This window comes from Vibrio sp. Vb1729 (genome assembly GCF_033338655.1).
In the GTDB taxonomy this organism is placed as follows: Bacteria; Pseudomonadota; Gammaproteobacteria; order Enterobacterales; family Vibrionaceae; genus Vibrio; species Vibrio alginolyticus.
This window is the reverse complement of record NZ_JAWOTB010000008.1, coordinates 76,953-91,401: the sequence shown is the minus strand read 5'-3', so window position 1 is coordinate 91,401 and position 14,449 is coordinate 76,953. Positions and strand designations below refer to the sequence as shown.

Genomic DNA, 14,449 nt, shown 5'->3' with positions numbered 1-14,449 from the left:
GGTGCCCGTCAGACAGTTAAATGAGGACTTTTCCACGTTGCCGATACCATCCCGAACCAATAGATATTCGGCAATCGACTTACCAATCGCGGCTTTGTTGTTCTTGGCTGATTTCAACCCCGCCAAGGTATCGACGCACAAGCCTTTTTTATCCGCGAGCCATCGTGCATCGGCCATTGAGTTCACCGCACCAATCCACCAAACAGGCGATTGTTCAGTCACGGTCTTGGGGACTTCTTACCCGCGTTGGAAAATCGAATGCAGCACAAGCCCATATTGACGCCCACCGCGCCACAATTCGCCCGCCTTGCCTTTGAGTTTGCCGGACGTCTCCACGCAGCTTGCAAGCTCTTCGATGATCACATGCAGTTGTTTGGCGTCGCCATTACCCACCGCCCACACCGCCGCGCTAAAAAATTCGAGTTCCTCACTACACGCGCCATCTTTAGGGATATACGCCAGTTTGAACGACTTGCCGCGTTTACGTGCCATCACCAACGCTTTGACGAACGCCACGCGAGAACTGGTTTCAAGACATTGTTGGCCGCGGAATTTCGCCCCCGCGTAGTTGCGGTAAGGGTCAAAAAAAACCGCTTGCGCGGCTTTTGGCACCAAACCTAAGTGCTTAACGGCGGAGGTTTTACCCCCGCCCGTGCCCGCCACGTAGATGACATGTTCAGCATCGTGTGACGGATTGGAGTTGACCGGATTGGGGAATTTAAGCGGCGTCTTTTTCTTTTTGCTCACGCTGTTTTTCCTCCTCGATGGCTAATAGCTCTTTTTGGTATGCCATGGTTTTCTTGGCACTGTAGACTAGAGACAACACCGCCAAGCCGAGCACGGCTTCTTGCATGTAATCCCCAAACAGCGACGACACGCTATCACTGTGCTTTTCCAATACGGGCAACGCCGCATCAATCACCGCCGCTTTGCCTTTTTCATCAAACTCAAAATCCACACCGGAAATAATCGACGTCGCTTGTTCGGCAATGGTGAACAGCACCGACAACGCGCCCTCAAACATTTCTCCCGCGGGTTGGTAGTTGTCCTCGTTGGCCGCTTCGGTTGGTAAGTCGGTTAACTCGCTGACTTCGGTTTGTTCCAGTCCACTGATAACCGCGGAAAAGTCGCCCCAATCATCTAGCTCTGGTTGGTTTTCCATTTCATCCTGCATTGATTGGTTCCCCTTGTTCGGTATCTGGTTCGGTTGGTTTCTTGGTTGGCATCAGTTGACGAATCGCCCAAATCAGCAAGGCGACAAAGGCTATCCCCGCTAAGACTTTTCTAACCGGAAACGGCGGTTTTTTAACGGGCGTTGGTACTGGCTCAGATTCGCTTTCAACGCTTGACGCTTCCACTTGTTCAATTACTTCAACGCTAGGCGTATCAGTGCTTGCAACTGTTTCGGGTACTGGTTCAACCGTTGGCGATTCAGTCTCAATTATGACAGCGTCACCCACTTCTAACTGTTCAACCGAGTCAACCATGTTAGTTTCTACAAAAGCGTTAATGCTCTTGCTCATTGGGCTGTTGCCACAGCTCGGACACTTGTAATACAGCAGTCCTAAGTTGCGCCCGTTTTTGGTGGGTTCGCCCTCGGCAATGAGCTTGCCCTCACCGACTCGATGCACGGTAGAAGCCGAGCTACAAACGGGGCACGATACGTGCCCGCGAATTGGGTTTGGGTGTTTACTCATCGGCGGCCGCCTCGACTGTTTCCAATTGCTGCATGTTGCCTTTTACACAACCACGATACTTTTCACGCACCTTGTTGTTGAGCTTGGTAAGCTGCTCGATTTGGTCGAACAGCGTCGGATTTAACCCGAACGCTTCAAGCGAAAAGTTACCCGTCATGAGCATCTTGCTTGCGCGCTTGATAATCGCGTTGGTGTCCATGTTTTTAAATTGGCTCAACTCCTTTTCCACACTGGCGTTGAGTTTGTCGGCCGCATCGAGCGCGGCCATTGCTTGCTGACATTCTTTAAGAGATAGCATTTCCATTGTTTAAGCCTCGGCTAGTTCTTCATCGGTGTTTGGTTTGTTCTGAATCTGTTTGTTGACTTCCTTCATCCAGACCAACATGAGACGCCAAAACACGCCGCCTTTGCTGCGCTTCACTTCGGCTTCCATTTCTTGGGTGATTTTGTCGATGTTGCTCATTGGGTTGTCCTTACCTAGTTGCTGAAATCGTTGTCGCAAGCAATATCCCAAACGGGTTAAATCAGTCGTAATGTGTTGTTTTGTAATTTGATTGAACAATATTGGTCGATGGAAACCGTCGCCCCATTCGCCAACGGCTCTAATAGACATTTCACTCCCTCAAAGCTCCATCCGGTGAGCTTCTTCAACTCTGTAATGAGTGGGGAGTTACAGTTATTTTCAGTGCTCCAAGACGTCGCTCCGCGACTTTTTAAAAGACGCTTTACGTCTTTCGTCTGAACGAGCGAATAGCACTCGCTAGCGGTTTCGATGACTTGACCGCACCACTCAAAACCAATGATTTTTTTGATTGGTTCGCCGTAGTCGTTTTTGTTTTCTTTGTAAGCCAACTTAGCGCCCTTAGCTAACTGACAAAACAGCGCCCATTTGGATGAGTCTGCCGCTTGTCTCAGTTCTTCTAGCTGATCATCTTTCTGGGTTTGTTCGGCTGTCGCTCGGCGTAAACTGCGCCACAAGGAAACAGGCTCACCACCAAATTGCTGAAATTGGCGAATGCGATGTACCGACGCCCAAGCGCGCACTTTAAATGCGCTTTCTTCTGCTTCGGTGTCTGGCATGTGTTTACCGTTGATGTTCTTCGAGACGTACTTGGCAATGTACGCCGTTGCGCCGCCCTTGCTTGGGTCGGCTTCTTTTACGTCAAAGCGTGGCGTGATGTCGTCGCCTAATTCCTCACGGTCTGGCGCAATCGCCTCACCGCGGAGAATACGAATGATGTTGGCTTTGTCTTTGTGAGAGCAAAACAAGAAATAGTGCGCGTGACTGGTTGCGTCTTTGTGTGGCTCGGCCACACGAAAGCCAAAGTATTCAATCTCTAACTTTGCCAACTTAGCGCGAGCAAGTGACCATTGGCGCATTAACTCGGCGTGTCCGTCTTTGACGCTTGAACCGTCCCACTTCGGTGAATTGCGGTGATAACGGCTCGGCAGTGTCCACGTAATGAAAAGCGCGGTGTATTCCAGTTCGTCGGCCAGTTCTTCAAAGCCACGTGAGCGAACCATCATTTCAATACGGCGGTTCTCAGGGTTAGCAATGGTGCGCTTTGCCACTTCCTCTAATGGAAAGTGCTCGCCTGTTTCCGCGTTGTACACGCTCATCGACTTCATGTATTTCTCGGATTCACGTTGCTTGCGCTTCCAGTTACTAAAGGAAATCTCTGACACGTATTTGCTCTGATGGCCTTTGTCACCCACACGGCTCATGGTGATTTGTGCGTACTCGATGTAGTCACCACGCAGACGCAGCAAACGACGTTCGACCCACTTTTCCGACTGCATTTTGAGTACCGCGGCTGTTAGCATTTGCTCTAACACTTCAACGTCTTTCACTTTGAAATTCACGTACGGCGGCTTGATGTGAATGGTCTTAAGTAACGCTTTTTGCTCAGAATAAACCGCGGCCAACGCCTCAACAAATGAGGCGTAACCCTCGGCATTTAGGCTTGATAAAACCTCGGCGCATTGGTCGGCGTACTTCTCCGCGAACTTAGTCAGCGCATCGTCACGCATCAAGATATTGTGCGTCAATGGCTCGCTATGCGCGCCCTTTCGACTGTCAACAAACGAGTAACGATTCTCGATATGGTGTGCGCACTTCAAGCCAAATTTCACCGCGTCTTTGGCGGTTTTAATCACGTTTTCACGTGTGGCGTTTTGGCGCTGTGTGCGCGCCTCTACTTTACGGCGCACATCATTGCGAACTATCGCGGGTAAGCGTGGGAAGAATCGGCGTGAAAAGGCACTTTGATGAATGGCATCATTGGCGAACGTCTTGCCCGCCATTTTGATTTCTATGGCTTTGGTGTCGAAGTCCATGCATCCCCCTGATTAAAGGGAAGAATCCGCGCCCACTTGGGGCGCTTCATCTTGCTTGCGGATTTCGTGTAGTGGTTGGCCGTTGTTTTGCGCGCCAAGTGTCGCCATGCGATTAGCGGTAGTCGTAATATCGGCTAACGTGTCGTTTTGTGCTTTGATGCAAGCGACAAGCGTCATTCCTTGGTAGAGCCAAAGCGAGGCTTCAACGGCTTCAAGCTCAAAACTATCGAAGTAGATATGAGTTCCGTTGTCTTGTGATGCAACAAGTTGGCGCTGATTGCGGCGCGATTTCCAGATACTAAGATTCATGCTACAACCCCCTGACGAAAACGTGTAGGAATGTACGTCTGTTTCTTCTTAGGGAATTGCTCGGCGAACTTCTCGCGTAACTCTGCGATTTTACGCAGTGATTTAGCCGTTTTGATTGGGTCTGGATTTGCACACCCTGCCATATCAGGGCAAGGTAAGTGAATTGGGTTTGAGATTATACGTTCCATGTTCATAGCCTCCGCAAGCTGTCTCTTTTTTGAACATGGCAACCGTAAACGAATTATTTTAAACGTACAAACGAGTTAAACTACTGAAATAGCACGTAAGATGCTCTACAATTTAACAATCTTGTTTCTTTTTTAAACAGTTACTAAATGAACTACACAAACATACTTTTAGACAGAGTAAAAGCTAAGTACGAACTGGGCTCAGACTACAAACTAGCTCAGAAACTTGGCGTTGGTCGTAGTCGCGTAGCCCACTGGCGCGCGGGTAGCTGTTCTATGGATTGGGAAATAGCCTTTAAAATCGCTGACTTACTGGAACTAGATGATCAAAATTTGGTGTTCGGTTTGATAGATGATAAGTACAATAATCCCCGCTTAATCAATGCCTTACAAGCAGGCGCCCCTGTCTAATCTATATTAACCCTTTCACATATAATGCGAACTTAAGGGTTAGAAGATTAGCATTGGTGAAGTCAGTTTAGTTACACCGTATTTGGCTTTTGCTTCCTTGCAAGCTTCATCAGCTGTCTTGTATGGGCCATGAACTTCGATTCCACCACAGCGACCACTTGAACTGTATCTTTGGTTACGTCCGACACCATGCACGTTGGTTTTGCATCTTGCTCATTCAATATGAGTCAACATGGATACGCGTTTGCTTAACCCTAACGTGTAAGTACTAGATTATCTTTATAGGAACAAGGAATCTAACAGATGTAAACTCTCTACTTTTCAATCTATACCTAGATCTTTCTTCATATGTTCACTCAACTCGTTAGTGGTTCTTACATTAATCTTATGTTTGCAATGATGGATTCTCAACTCTTCACCAAATAATTTTACTAGTGATTTGGTATACAAAGTACTAATATTATTTATTATTCTATACAATGTATCTTTCTGATAAACAGATCTTTTCGAATTTTGTATTGCAGTCTTCATATTTTAATATCCTTACACGTTTAACTTTATAATTTAAAAAATCAATTTCAACTTTTATTATTACTTTTTTTCGATATGTAATGAGTCATTATCAATGATGCACAATCAACAATTAAATCAACCGAATCCAACTTAGTAATTTCACGAGACAAATTCTTTATTTTTAAATCTTTATTTTCTATATTTAATCCGATTGAGTTAATTTCTTCAGGATATTGGTTTAACTTAATATCCAATATGGTTTTATTAAGATAGTAGTCTGCCATTATTTCATGGCGGCTTTTAAATATCATTGTCCCCCTCCGATGATGCAAGTTATACTTTCCCACCAGTTAAAAGACAACGTGACTCAGAGTTGCAAAAAGGTAACAATCATGGAATTGATGAACAATGAGTTGATCTGCTTTGCAGCCATTTGTAAACACCTCTCTCTTACATCGGCATCAAAAGAACTTGGAAAGTCGAAAGCTCAAGTCAGCAGGCAGCTAGCTGCATTAGAAAAACAACTTGGCGTAACACTCGTCCACAGAACAACAAGGAAACTCGTTTTAACTGATCATGGCGAAAGCATTAGAGAGCTTGCTATCAAGACGTTAGAGAGTTTGCACGAGTTAAATTACAGAGCTAGCTCGTTGAGTGAATGCATTGATGGAAAGTTTAAAATCACAATGCCCAACTCTATAGCCTCTTCTATTTTTGGTTCTGTTCTTAAAGACTTAAAAGAACGATATCCAAAAGTTGATTTTGAAATATCGTCAAGTAACAATGTAGAAAATTTATTAGAAAGCAATGTAGATTTAGCGATTAGGCTTAATAATGTTATTGATGACACTCTTATTGCACATAAAATTGGTGATTATAGTGATGTTTTGATATCTAGGGTAAGTAATGCCAACAACAAAACACTATTAATCTACAAACATCATTCGAATAAGGAATCAATTAAAAATCAATATACTGATGTTATCGAAGTTGATAACACCTCTATTTTAATAAACTTTGTTTCTGAGGGAGTTGGGGTTGGTGTCATTCCAAACTATCTTGTTAAAAGTAACTATATAGACAAAAACATCCGAATATCGCAAACTTTTGATATAGAACGTTCCATGTATATTGCCTACCCTTATCAAAACCCTTTGCCAAGAAAGCTAGCTGAGATATCTACTTTTATTCGGTCTGAGTTATCACAAGTATTGAAGAGTGAGTCATTTTAGGGCGGTTGTTCAGATTTAGAATTTTGCGTTGTCTACTCAACTAGGCCTAACGCTAATTTTTGTAACATATTATTTCAGCGGCATTTATTAACCCCCCATCTTTATGCTTGCTATCACAATGTGGGATGCTCTTCCGCTTTGTTATCAAGGTTTTGCGTGGAATAAATCACGTGGGGTAAATGATAGATTGACTTACATTAAAATTTTCATCAAAAGCAACTTTATATAAAATTGATTTCATACCAATCTATGTGTATCTTCTACCCATATCCCCACAATAACCAAGGAGAATGCCATGGATAAGCTACTCGCGTCTGCATTAGAAATTAAGCAGCGAACTATGGTGACTGGCTTTTTTGCTAGAAATGGATTCAAAATCGCTATGACCGATTTTGATGATGTCACTTTTGAGCGAGAAGGCGTGCAAGTTAACGTACATTTTGATCTGCAGTCAAACGCGGAGTCTGCATCTGTTTTATCTCATGAGGCATCAATCATTCCTGGCTAAAAACTTTTATTATCACCGATACACCAAGCCGAACATAAACGTTCGGCTTGTTAGTGACAAAAAATGATGAGTGCGAACAAGAGTTGTCGATCACTCGTCTAAATAGACGATTAATAAATCAGCTTCAACCTCGTTCACAACCTTTGGTATCGATGAAAAAAAGCGACTCAATAAGTTGTGATGATGACCACATACAACTAAGTCTATCCCCTCTTTTTTGACGATTCCCGATAGTTTTATATGAAGATCGCCGATTACTACCATGGTCTCGTTTACTGGATATAAGCATTTATCAGCGAGCTCTTGCAGCCTTCTTTCCAATTCTTGCTCTTCCTTCGCTTCCATGACTATGCGATCAACATCTACGTAAACAAATGAGAGTTTGCTGCTTGAGTTATCTGCTTGCATTATTGCTTTTTCGATAACGGCTTGGCTAGATTGAGATAAGTCGACAGCAACCAAAACGTGCTTATAACCCATCATTCCTCCCTAGGTTAGTTTTTGTTCTCATATTAAGTCTAGTCCACATAGAGCGAACACAACATCAAAACTACTGCTACATGATAGTTAAAGGAGTTTAGTGTAAAACAGGCAAATAGTTTTCATTACAACCTTGTTGCTTCCTCTCATCCAAAGATCAACGATGTTTTTCCAATTTCTTCTCTAATTATCGGACTATTTAACAGGAAGGATGCCAGGAAACGTTACGTTGTAATGCGCGTTACTGCTCTTGATTTCTACTACTCTTGAGGATTCATATTACCCACTTCAACGTCGCCTAGTTTAGTAAAACTACTTTAGATTAAGCATATTCAATATGTAACGCTCCGCTCAAATCCAGGAGACGTATTTCGGCTAAAAAAGCAGCTCAATAAGATGAATTTCGATTCATCTATTACATATGTCTGCGAGTGCTTACTGTTCTTATATCGCTTATTTAATAACTCTAGTTTAATTATCGTTATAAGTTACGGTGTCTCTTTTTTTCTTTTTTTAGCATAATCTTCTGTCTGAGAACGAAGCTCTCTTGGGCTTTGTAATTAAATTACAAGATCAATCGCGACCAATATGGTTGGCAGATTAAAAGACCGAGGTAAACAATTGATATAATAGAGTTTAACTTATAAGTTCTTTAAAAAATGCCTAACTACCTGCACTGTGTAAGCCAAGGTTAATATGATGAGGTAAAATTTTACTAACCCGCTATTTAGTTTTAAAGGTAATTGCACAAGATTACAATCATAGAGGTATAGTAAATTTTAGTTACAGCGTAACCAGGGTGGTGTTTGGGAGTGTAAAGGAATAGAAAATAGAAAGGCAAAAAAACAGGGCGTATGCCCTGTCCATGAATTGATTAGTTTTGTTGCTGTTGTTTTTCTGCGTACTCAGAACGAATCCGTTCGGCAACAATTTTGATAGCTTCTGCAGTACTTGTGCCCTTCGCCATCAATTCTTGAATTCTCTCTACAGCTTGTTGTTGTTCTTGGTGAGATAGAGGGGGTAAATCGTCAAACATAAAAAGCTCCTCATTTTGAGGAGCTGACTATAACGATTCAATTAATAGGTAGCAAGGAAATTAATGGATGCACCCATAGCGTTCTCGTTTGTGTACTGAGCTGCGATATCCAATTCGAACAACTTAAGTGGAGACAACCCGATACCAGCAGTAATGGTTCCTTCGTCCTTACTTCGAGCTAAGTTCTTCATATACCCTGCTCGTAATGCCATTTGACGCAAAATATCAAATTCAATACCAGCTCGAATCATTTGCGTATTATCATCAAAGGATGAAAAACGTTTTTCTTCGTTAAGATCGTAGTCAACACTCATCGTAAAGTAATCGGCAACAATCCCTGCCCCAACGGTGTATACAGGACGCATGCTATATTCGTATGATTTTATCGTATCGCTGCCATATTGGAATGATTTTGTTTTAACGTCTCTTCCGATCAAATTTTTCGCTGAAATACCGAGACGATATGGGCCAAAGAACCAAAGTGCGCCTGCGTCTAAGTTAAACATCGTTTCCGCGGTCTCATTTTCACGTAAGTCTTTAGTATCAAAATTCTGAAAACTCGTGGCGTATGAGTACGTGTATATACGCTGAAGTTTAGGAGTAACACCAAAAGAAAGGTGTTGGTTCATGAAATTAGTGTATTTAGCAAGTGAAATACCAGCTTCAGCCACGCCAATAGAAACACCTTGTACATAGCTATCATCTAATGGATTAGTACCTGAGGTATCAACATTTGGTTGTACGAATGATTCAGTGTATAGCTTACCGTATGCAGTTGCAGATAAGAATTTGTTGGGGATACCAATGGCAACGACACCACCAAGATCAAAGTCTGTCTTTTTCCCATCGATAGCATCCATCGATTTTTTGATTTCATCGACGTCTGTTAATTTGCTGATGCGTTCGATCTCATCAACTAGATCATATTGATCATCGTAGCTGCCACCAAAACTTGGCACGATCATGCCTGCATCGTCATTTCGACGATAAATCGCAGTAAGAGCGGGGTTGAAAAAAGGCGCAGTTAGATAAGTTGCTGATACGGTACCAACACCACCCATTGCATCACTACGAGCCTCTATCGCATAAGTAGCAGCAGAGGCAGCATTAGCGAAAAGAATAGTAGCAACAGAAGTGGCAAGAATTTTATATTTGTTTTTCATACTACACTTGTGATTTTAGTTCGTCCTGAACCTTTATCGGCACAAGTAGTATTTCTTTAACTATTCTTCCTGGGAAAGATCATAGGTTCGGCTAATAGTTTGAGCCTGCTCAACAATTATATCGCCCTGCCAACGGCGACTATTGATACTTACCGCCAATACGTATCTATCGTTTGGGACACCCGCTAGCTCCAATGAATTTGGATAGTTAGACTCGTAAGTCTTTTTCCACATTTGCTCGTACTGGCCATCAATGTAGTCATACAAACCGACTTCAAGTTGCGGTAATGGACAATGGGGATTACGAAGTGCGCTCTTTTCTACTTTCCAATTCTCTTTAGATGTCCAACGAACATATTGAGAAGAGTTTGAATCTCCAAGTATTACCCAAGTTCGATACTCTTGTTTATCAGTAGAAACAACGGTTAAGTGATATAAACCAGCTTCAAGCTTACCGGTTAAGTTATAGCGTTTCGAGTAACTACGCTCGTTGGCAAGTTCTGTCCCGTTCGGCTGTTGTTCATAGCTGAATGAACTGTCCGCGGATATAGAATCATCCACCCATCGATTAAATGAAATATTTTCGATGTCAGTTGTAGCTCTTAGCTTGATTACCAATCTAAATGTATCTCGCCCAGGGCTTTGAATAGTCTGACGAATAACGTTCACACCACTTATCCAATCAGGCAGCGTTACACCAGTGAGAGCCTTGCCACAGTTTTTAGATAGTGACTGACCAAGAAGATCATTAAGGTGAGGAGTCAAATCTTTACTTGGTTCCGTTTGCCAGAGTTCAACAAGAGAGTTGAACATACCCGCAAGATCATCTTCAAGTAAGTGTTGATGTGCCTGTGTTAAAGGCGTGTTAGTTTGAAACCAGTCCATTGCATGGACTGGTTTCACTAACGCTAATGAGAGAACTACAGGGAGTAGTATTTTCATTACGACTTATGCTTTCATCTTGTAGCCAACACCACGAAGTGTTTCAATTTCCAGTCCTGGCAGTTTTTGACGAAGCTGTAGTACATGTGTATCAACCGTACGTGTTGTCGGGAAGTGATTGTAACCCCAAACGTGGTCAAGTAGCTCATCACGAGTAAACACGCGACCTAAGTTTGACGCCAAAAATAGCAGCAAATCAAACTCTGTTCGAGTAAGCGTAATTAGCTCGTCTTTATAAGTCACTTCACGAGTCGAGCGGTCAATCTCTAAGTCTTTTGTAATCACTTTATCAGCGTTGCTTTGTTCTGCTGAATCCGGTGCTCGTAGCTGTGCACGGATTCTCGCAAAAAGCTCCGCCTCAGCAAAAGGCTTTGTTAAGTAGTCGTTCGCGCCGGAATCAAGGCCTGCAACTTTATCTTTTACGGTAACAAGTGCCGTTAACAAGATAACTGGTACGTCTTTAATCTGTTTCCATTCTGGGAGACATTGTACAGAGTCACCATCTGGGAGTTGGCGATCGAGAATTACCAAGTCAGCTTTTTTCCATTGTGGCTCTACGTCTGCAATACGCTCCACATGTAAACACTCATATCCTGCTTGTTCCAGGCTTACTAACAGGCCGTCAGCCAAGTTTTTATCGTCCTCAACGAGAAGCAGTGTCTGTTTCACAAGGTATCTCCAATATAAAAGTTGTAGGTGGTCCCATTAAGGACATTTTTCCGCCCATGCGGCCTACCATAGATTCAACGATTGTTAATCCAAGTCCTAACCCGCTCTTACTTACGAACGGTTTCTTCAAATTTGCCCAATCTTTAGCCGTTAGGCCTCCTGCATCTCGGACTTGGAATACTATTTTTTCTTCACTAGTTGAGACATCCAATTCAACCGGTGCGACACCGTACTTAAGCGCATTACGAAGCAAGTTATCGATACAAGTTCCTAACCAGTACACATTAACTTTAGCAGCCACATCTTCATTGATGTTAAAAAGCACGGCACTATCAAATTCTTCTTCGATCTTAAATTCTAACCAATCTGCAACGGATGGTACCCAGTCTGTTGCAAGCATTTGGTTATCAGATTGCAAATAATCTTTACTTGCTTCTGCCAATTGACGCAGGCGGCGCGTATCTTCACACAATCTGCGGAATTCGTCATACACACTTTCAGGCAAATGCTCGAACTCTCGACGAAAGCCTTCAACCGTTAGTGACAGAGATGCAATCGGTGTTCTGAGCTCATGCGTTAAAATTTGCAACACGAGCATTCTACTACGTAGTTCTTCTCGCTTGCTATTCCAACGGTACACCGCCCAACCAATCACCAAAAGAATATTGGCGATTACCAGTATGATCATACTGATCCGCAAAACTTGCGAGTGATCTTCTACATCCCAACAAATATTGCCTCGTTTAACAAAGCAACTTTTGCTTTGAGAGGCTAGAGCGTATGACAGACCCGCATTCGCTACGTTCTCTTGCCAGATATCTTTCTCGAAAACAAAGTAACGGTCACCACGTCTTAGCCAAAGTTCGTTACCTTCAATAAACATGCTCGCGCCTGCAATCAAAGCATTAATGGCGTCGTCATCCATGTTTTTCAAGCTTTCTAGCAACTCATCCCCTTCCTCGTTATCACGCTCTTTTATATGCATGTACTGAGATAGTTTGGGTTTGAGTTCTGGATACTTATCCACATAACGTGCCGCGTACGTCCCACCACCAGGGTGAATGAGACCACTACGCGAGAACCAACGAGGTGTCAGCTGCGTCCCTTTACAAATCGCTCTTGTAAATACTAAAGGCTCAGTAATTAAAGGACTTAATGGTAATTTGCCACGACAAGTATTCGCCAAGCTGTAAAGCTGTTGGATATCTTTTAACGGATAGTCAGACGTTTGCGGCAGAAGCGAATCTGGCGCAAGTAACTTGGTAGGATAATTTGATTGCAGAATACGAATATCGTACGACTTAAGAGCTACTTCATAGTTAAATAGCTCTGTAAACGTATCTATTCTTTCTGGTAGTGAATCGGAAAATGCAGGTGCCGAAAAAAGCGGCAATACAGTTGCAAAACCGAGCAAAAACTTTTTAATCAAACTGTTACCGTCACTTGTTACATTAGCCAAAACTATACATCAATCTACAAGCAATTGACATCTGCTAACAGAAGGATTTGCATTACTATAACATTGAAACGGAACAAAAAAGGGCCAGCGATTGCTGACCCTGTATAGTTTTAAATCAAGAATGGTTAAAGTGCTTTAAAAATAGACTCAACACTTTCTTTCGCATCACCAAATAGCATTGATGTATTTTCTTTGAAGAACAGTGGGTTCTGTACTCCTGCGTAACCAGTGTTCATTGAGCGCTTGAATACCACTACGTTTTTCGCGTTCCATACCTCCAATACGGGCATACCAGCGATTGGGCTGTTCGGATCTTCCAGTGCGGCTGGGTTGACCGTATCGTTAGCACCGATAACCAATACGGTATCGGTTTCTGCAAAGTCATCATTGATTTCATCCATTTCAAGAACGATATCATACGGTACTTTTGCTTCAGCGAGTAACACATTCATATGCCCCGGTAGACGACCCGCTACTGGGTGAATCCCAAAGCGAACTTCAATACCTTGTGAACGAAGTACATCAGTAATTTCATGAACAGGGTATTGTGCCTGAGCTACTGCCATGCCATATCCTGGAGTGATGATTACTGATTTTGAGTTCTTCAACATCTCTGCAACTTCTTCAGCCGTTGTTTCACGATATTCGCCCTGCTCTTCGTCACCTGAAATCACTATCTCTTGACCAAAACCACCGGCAATAACACTGATAAACGAACGGTTCATTGCTTTACACATGATGTAAGAAAGAATCGCACCTGATGAACCTACCAAAGCACCTGTTACAATCAATAGATCATTTGCGAGCATGAAACCTGCTGCCGCTGCTGCCCAACCTGAGTATGAGTTCAACATAGAGACAACAACTGGCATATCAGCACCACCGATTGAAGCGACTAAATGGTAGCCGAATGCGAACGCGATCAAAGTCATCACAATAAGAGCGAACATGCTGCCATCTGCTTTTACGAAGTAGATCATAAGAAGCGTAGAAATAACAACCGCTGCGAGGTTCATTTTGTGCTTATGAGGCAGGTTAAGTGGCGACGAAGAAATCACACCACGCAGCTTACCAAATGCGACAATTGAACCGGTGAAAGTTACGGCACCGATGAACACACCCAAGAATACTTCTACAAGGTGGATAACATGCTCAGCATGTGTTGCTGCTTCTGGCGCATCTAGGTAACTGTTGTAGCCAACTAAAACCGCAGCTAAACCTACAAAGCTGTGTAGAATCGCAACCAGTTCTGGCATCTCGGTCATTTCTACTTTCTTCGCATAGAAAATACCGATCGCACCACCTATCGCCATCGCGATAATGATCCAACCAAAACCTTGCGCATCTGGGCTAAAGATCGTCGCTATCAGCGCGATCGTCATACCAGCGATACCGTAGTAGTTACCATTACGAGCAGACTCTTGCTTTGAAAGTCCCGCCAAACTCATGATGAAAAATAATGCAGCAACAATGTAAGCTGCTTGTACTAATCCTGCAGACATTGT

At 43.1% G+C, this 14,449-nt stretch carries 18 protein-coding genes and 1 pseudogene; 3 read left to right on the top strand and 16 right to left on the bottom strand.

What is annotated here, in order from left to right; translation table 11 throughout:
• From R7E29_RS04095 to R7E29_RS04060, 8 genes and pseudogenes are all read right to left on the bottom strand, one after another.
• Window positions 1–747 (bottom strand): annotated as a pseudogene (locus R7E29_RS04095) (hypothetical protein); the annotation flags it as partial.
• The gene (locus R7E29_RS04090; protein WP_029826997.1) at window positions 719–1,174 is read right to left on the bottom strand and encodes a hypothetical protein; all 456 of its coding nucleotides are present in this window, start codon (window positions 1,172–1,174) and stop codon (window positions 719–721) included. The gene R7E29_RS04090 and the pseudogene R7E29_RS04095, both read right to left, overlap by 29 nt.
• On the bottom strand, window positions 1,164–1,697 hold the full coding sequence (locus R7E29_RS04085) for a hypothetical protein (RefSeq protein ID WP_318082411.1): 534 nt from the start codon (window positions 1,695–1,697) through the stop codon (window positions 1,164–1,166). The genes R7E29_RS04090 and R7E29_RS04085 overlap by 11 nt, the downstream gene beginning before the upstream one ends.
• Window positions 1,690–2,001, bottom strand: coding sequence for a hypothetical protein (locus R7E29_RS04080; RefSeq protein ID WP_005457413.1), 312 nt, complete (start codon window positions 1,999–2,001; stop codon window positions 1,690–1,692). Before R7E29_RS04080 ends, R7E29_RS04085 begins: the two co-directional genes overlap by 8 nt.
• Before the next feature lie 3 nt (window positions 2,002–2,004).
• A complete protein-coding gene (locus R7E29_RS04075) occupies window positions 2,005–2,199 on the bottom strand; it encodes a hypothetical protein (protein ID WP_169628958.1) in 195 nt (64 codons plus the stop codon).
• Window positions 2,200–2,216: 17 nt separating this feature from the next.
• Window positions 2,217–4,034, bottom strand: coding sequence for a replication endonuclease (locus tag R7E29_RS04070; protein WP_054575984.1), 1,818 nt, complete (start codon window positions 4,032–4,034; stop codon window positions 2,217–2,219).
• 12 nt (window positions 4,035–4,046) lie between these two features.
• On the bottom strand, window positions 4,047–4,343 hold the full coding sequence (locus tag R7E29_RS04065; protein ID WP_005479376.1) for a hypothetical protein: 297 nt from the start codon (window positions 4,341–4,343) through the stop codon (window positions 4,047–4,049).
• Complete coding sequence (locus R7E29_RS04060) at window positions 4,340–4,531, bottom strand: hypothetical protein (protein ID WP_005455288.1); 192 nt, start codon at window positions 4,529–4,531, stop codon at window positions 4,340–4,342. The genes R7E29_RS04065 and R7E29_RS04060 overlap by 4 nt, the downstream gene beginning before the upstream one ends.
• 147 nt (window positions 4,532–4,678) lie before the next feature.
• Here R7E29_RS04060 and R7E29_RS04055 point away from each other — a divergent pair, with 147 nt between their 5' ends.
• On the top strand, window positions 4,679–4,942 hold the full coding sequence (locus R7E29_RS04055; protein WP_005390085.1) for a helix-turn-helix domain-containing protein: 264 nt from the start codon (window positions 4,679–4,681) through the stop codon (window positions 4,940–4,942).
• A gap of 578 nt (window positions 4,943–5,520) precedes the next feature.
• Here R7E29_RS04055 and R7E29_RS04050 read toward each other — a convergent pair.
• On the bottom strand, window positions 5,521–5,766 hold the full coding sequence (locus R7E29_RS04050; protein ID WP_230856624.1) for a hypothetical protein: 246 nt from the start codon (window positions 5,764–5,766) through the stop codon (window positions 5,521–5,523).
• A gap of 81 nt (window positions 5,767–5,847) precedes the next feature.
• On the opposite strand from R7E29_RS04050, the gene R7E29_RS04045 reads away from it, so the two are divergent.
• Entirely contained in the window at window positions 5,848–6,687 is an 840-nt protein-coding gene (locus R7E29_RS04045) for a LysR family transcriptional regulator (RefSeq protein WP_054576202.1), read from the top strand.
• 295 nt (window positions 6,688–6,982) lie between these two features.
• Window positions 6,983–7,195 (top strand): hypothetical protein, encoded by a 213-nt coding sequence (locus tag R7E29_RS04040; RefSeq protein WP_005376260.1) that lies wholly within the window; start codon window positions 6,983–6,985, stop codon window positions 7,193–7,195.
• Between the two features lie 90 nt (window positions 7,196–7,285).
• Here the strand turns inward: R7E29_RS04040 and R7E29_RS04035 are convergent, their stop codons facing one another.
• The 7 genes from R7E29_RS04035 to pntB form a co-directional block, all read right to left on the bottom strand.
• Window positions 7,286–7,675: a universal stress protein gene (locus R7E29_RS04035; protein ID WP_017634770.1), complete on the bottom strand. Its 390-nt coding sequence runs from the start codon at window positions 7,673–7,675 to the stop codon at window positions 7,286–7,288.
• An 874-nt stretch (window positions 7,676–8,549) separates the two neighbouring features.
• On the bottom strand, window positions 8,550–8,711 hold the full coding sequence (locus R7E29_RS04030; protein ID WP_005376257.1) for a YoaH family protein: 162 nt from the start codon (window positions 8,709–8,711) through the stop codon (window positions 8,550–8,552).
• Window positions 8,712–8,752: 41 nt separating this feature from the next.
• The gene (locus R7E29_RS04025; RefSeq protein WP_053349901.1) at window positions 8,753–9,874 is read right to left on the bottom strand and encodes a conjugal transfer protein TraF; all 1,122 of its coding nucleotides are present in this window, start codon (window positions 9,872–9,874) and stop codon (window positions 8,753–8,755) included.
• A gap of 60 nt (window positions 9,875–9,934) precedes the next feature.
• Window positions 9,935–10,816: a DUF2861 family protein gene (locus R7E29_RS04020; RefSeq protein ID WP_053303637.1), complete on the bottom strand. Its 882-nt coding sequence runs from the start codon at window positions 10,814–10,816 to the stop codon at window positions 9,935–9,937.
• A 6-nt stretch (window positions 10,817–10,822) separates the two neighbouring features.
• On the bottom strand, window positions 10,823–11,485 hold the full coding sequence (gene vxrB, locus R7E29_RS04015) for a response regulator transcription factor VxrB (protein WP_005376251.1): 663 nt from the start codon (window positions 11,483–11,485) through the stop codon (window positions 10,823–10,825).
• Window positions 11,460–12,914 (bottom strand): sensor histidine kinase VxrA, encoded by a 1,455-nt coding sequence (vxrA, locus tag R7E29_RS04010; protein ID WP_025767766.1) that lies wholly within the window; start codon window positions 12,912–12,914, stop codon window positions 11,460–11,462. The genes vxrB and vxrA overlap by 26 nt, the downstream gene beginning before the upstream one ends.
• 155 nt (window positions 12,915–13,069) lie before the next feature.
• A complete protein-coding gene (gene pntB / locus R7E29_RS04005) occupies window positions 13,070–14,446 on the bottom strand; it encodes a Re/Si-specific NAD(P)(+) transhydrogenase subunit beta (RefSeq protein ID WP_005376248.1) in 1,377 nt (458 codons plus the stop codon).
• Window positions 14,447–14,449 lie beyond the last annotated feature (3 nt).

Bases quoted from the DNA above. Each gene is read 5' to 3' on its own strand.
- R7E29_RS04055 (WP_005390085.1), top strand. From the start codon at position 4,679: ATGAACTACACAAACATACTTTTAGACAGAGTAAAAGCTAAGTACGAA.
- R7E29_RS04065 (WP_005479376.1), bottom strand. From the start codon at position 4,343: ATGAATCTTAGTATCTGGAAATCGCGCCGCAATCAGCGCCAACTTGTT.
- pntB (WP_005376248.1), bottom strand. From the start codon at position 14,446: ATGTCTGCAGGATTAGTACAAGCAGCTTACATTGTTGCTGCATTATTT.
- R7E29_RS04045 (WP_054576202.1), top strand. From the start codon at position 5,848: ATGGAATTGATGAACAATGAGTTGATCTGCTTTGCAGCCATTTGTAAA.
- R7E29_RS04025 (WP_053349901.1), bottom strand. From the start codon at position 9,874: ATGAAAAACAAATATAAAATTCTTGCCACTTCTGTTGCTACTATTCTT.
- R7E29_RS04035 (WP_017634770.1), bottom strand. From the start codon at position 7,675: ATGGGTTATAAGCACGTTTTGGTTGCTGTCGACTTATCTCAATCTAGC.
- R7E29_RS04090 (WP_029826997.1), bottom strand. From the start codon at position 1,174: ATGCAGGATGAAATGGAAAACCAACCAGAGCTAGATGATTGGGGCGAC.
- R7E29_RS04050 (WP_230856624.1), bottom strand. From the start codon at position 5,766: ATGATATTTAAAAGCCGCCATGAAATAATGGCAGACTACTATCTTAAT.
- R7E29_RS04070 (WP_054575984.1), bottom strand. From the start codon at position 4,034: ATGGACTTCGACACCAAAGCCATAGAAATCAAAATGGCGGGCAAGACG.
- R7E29_RS04040 (WP_005376260.1), top strand. From the start codon at position 6,983: ATGGATAAGCTACTCGCGTCTGCATTAGAAATTAAGCAGCGAACTATG.
- R7E29_RS04060 (WP_005455288.1), bottom strand. From the start codon at position 4,531: ATGGAACGTATAATCTCAAACCCAATTCACTTACCTTGCCCTGATATG.
- R7E29_RS04020 (WP_053303637.1), bottom strand. From the start codon at position 10,816: ATGAAAATACTACTCCCTGTAGTTCTCTCATTAGCGTTAGTGAAACCA.
- R7E29_RS04080 (WP_005457413.1), bottom strand. From the start codon at position 2,001: ATGGAAATGCTATCTCTTAAAGAATGTCAGCAAGCAATGGCCGCGCTC.
- R7E29_RS04085 (WP_318082411.1), bottom strand. From the start codon at position 1,697: ATGAGTAAACACCCAAACCCAATTCGCGGGCACGTATCGTGCCCCGTT.
- R7E29_RS04030 (WP_005376257.1), bottom strand. From the start codon at position 8,711: ATGTTTGACGATTTACCCCCTCTATCTCACCAAGAACAACAACAAGCT.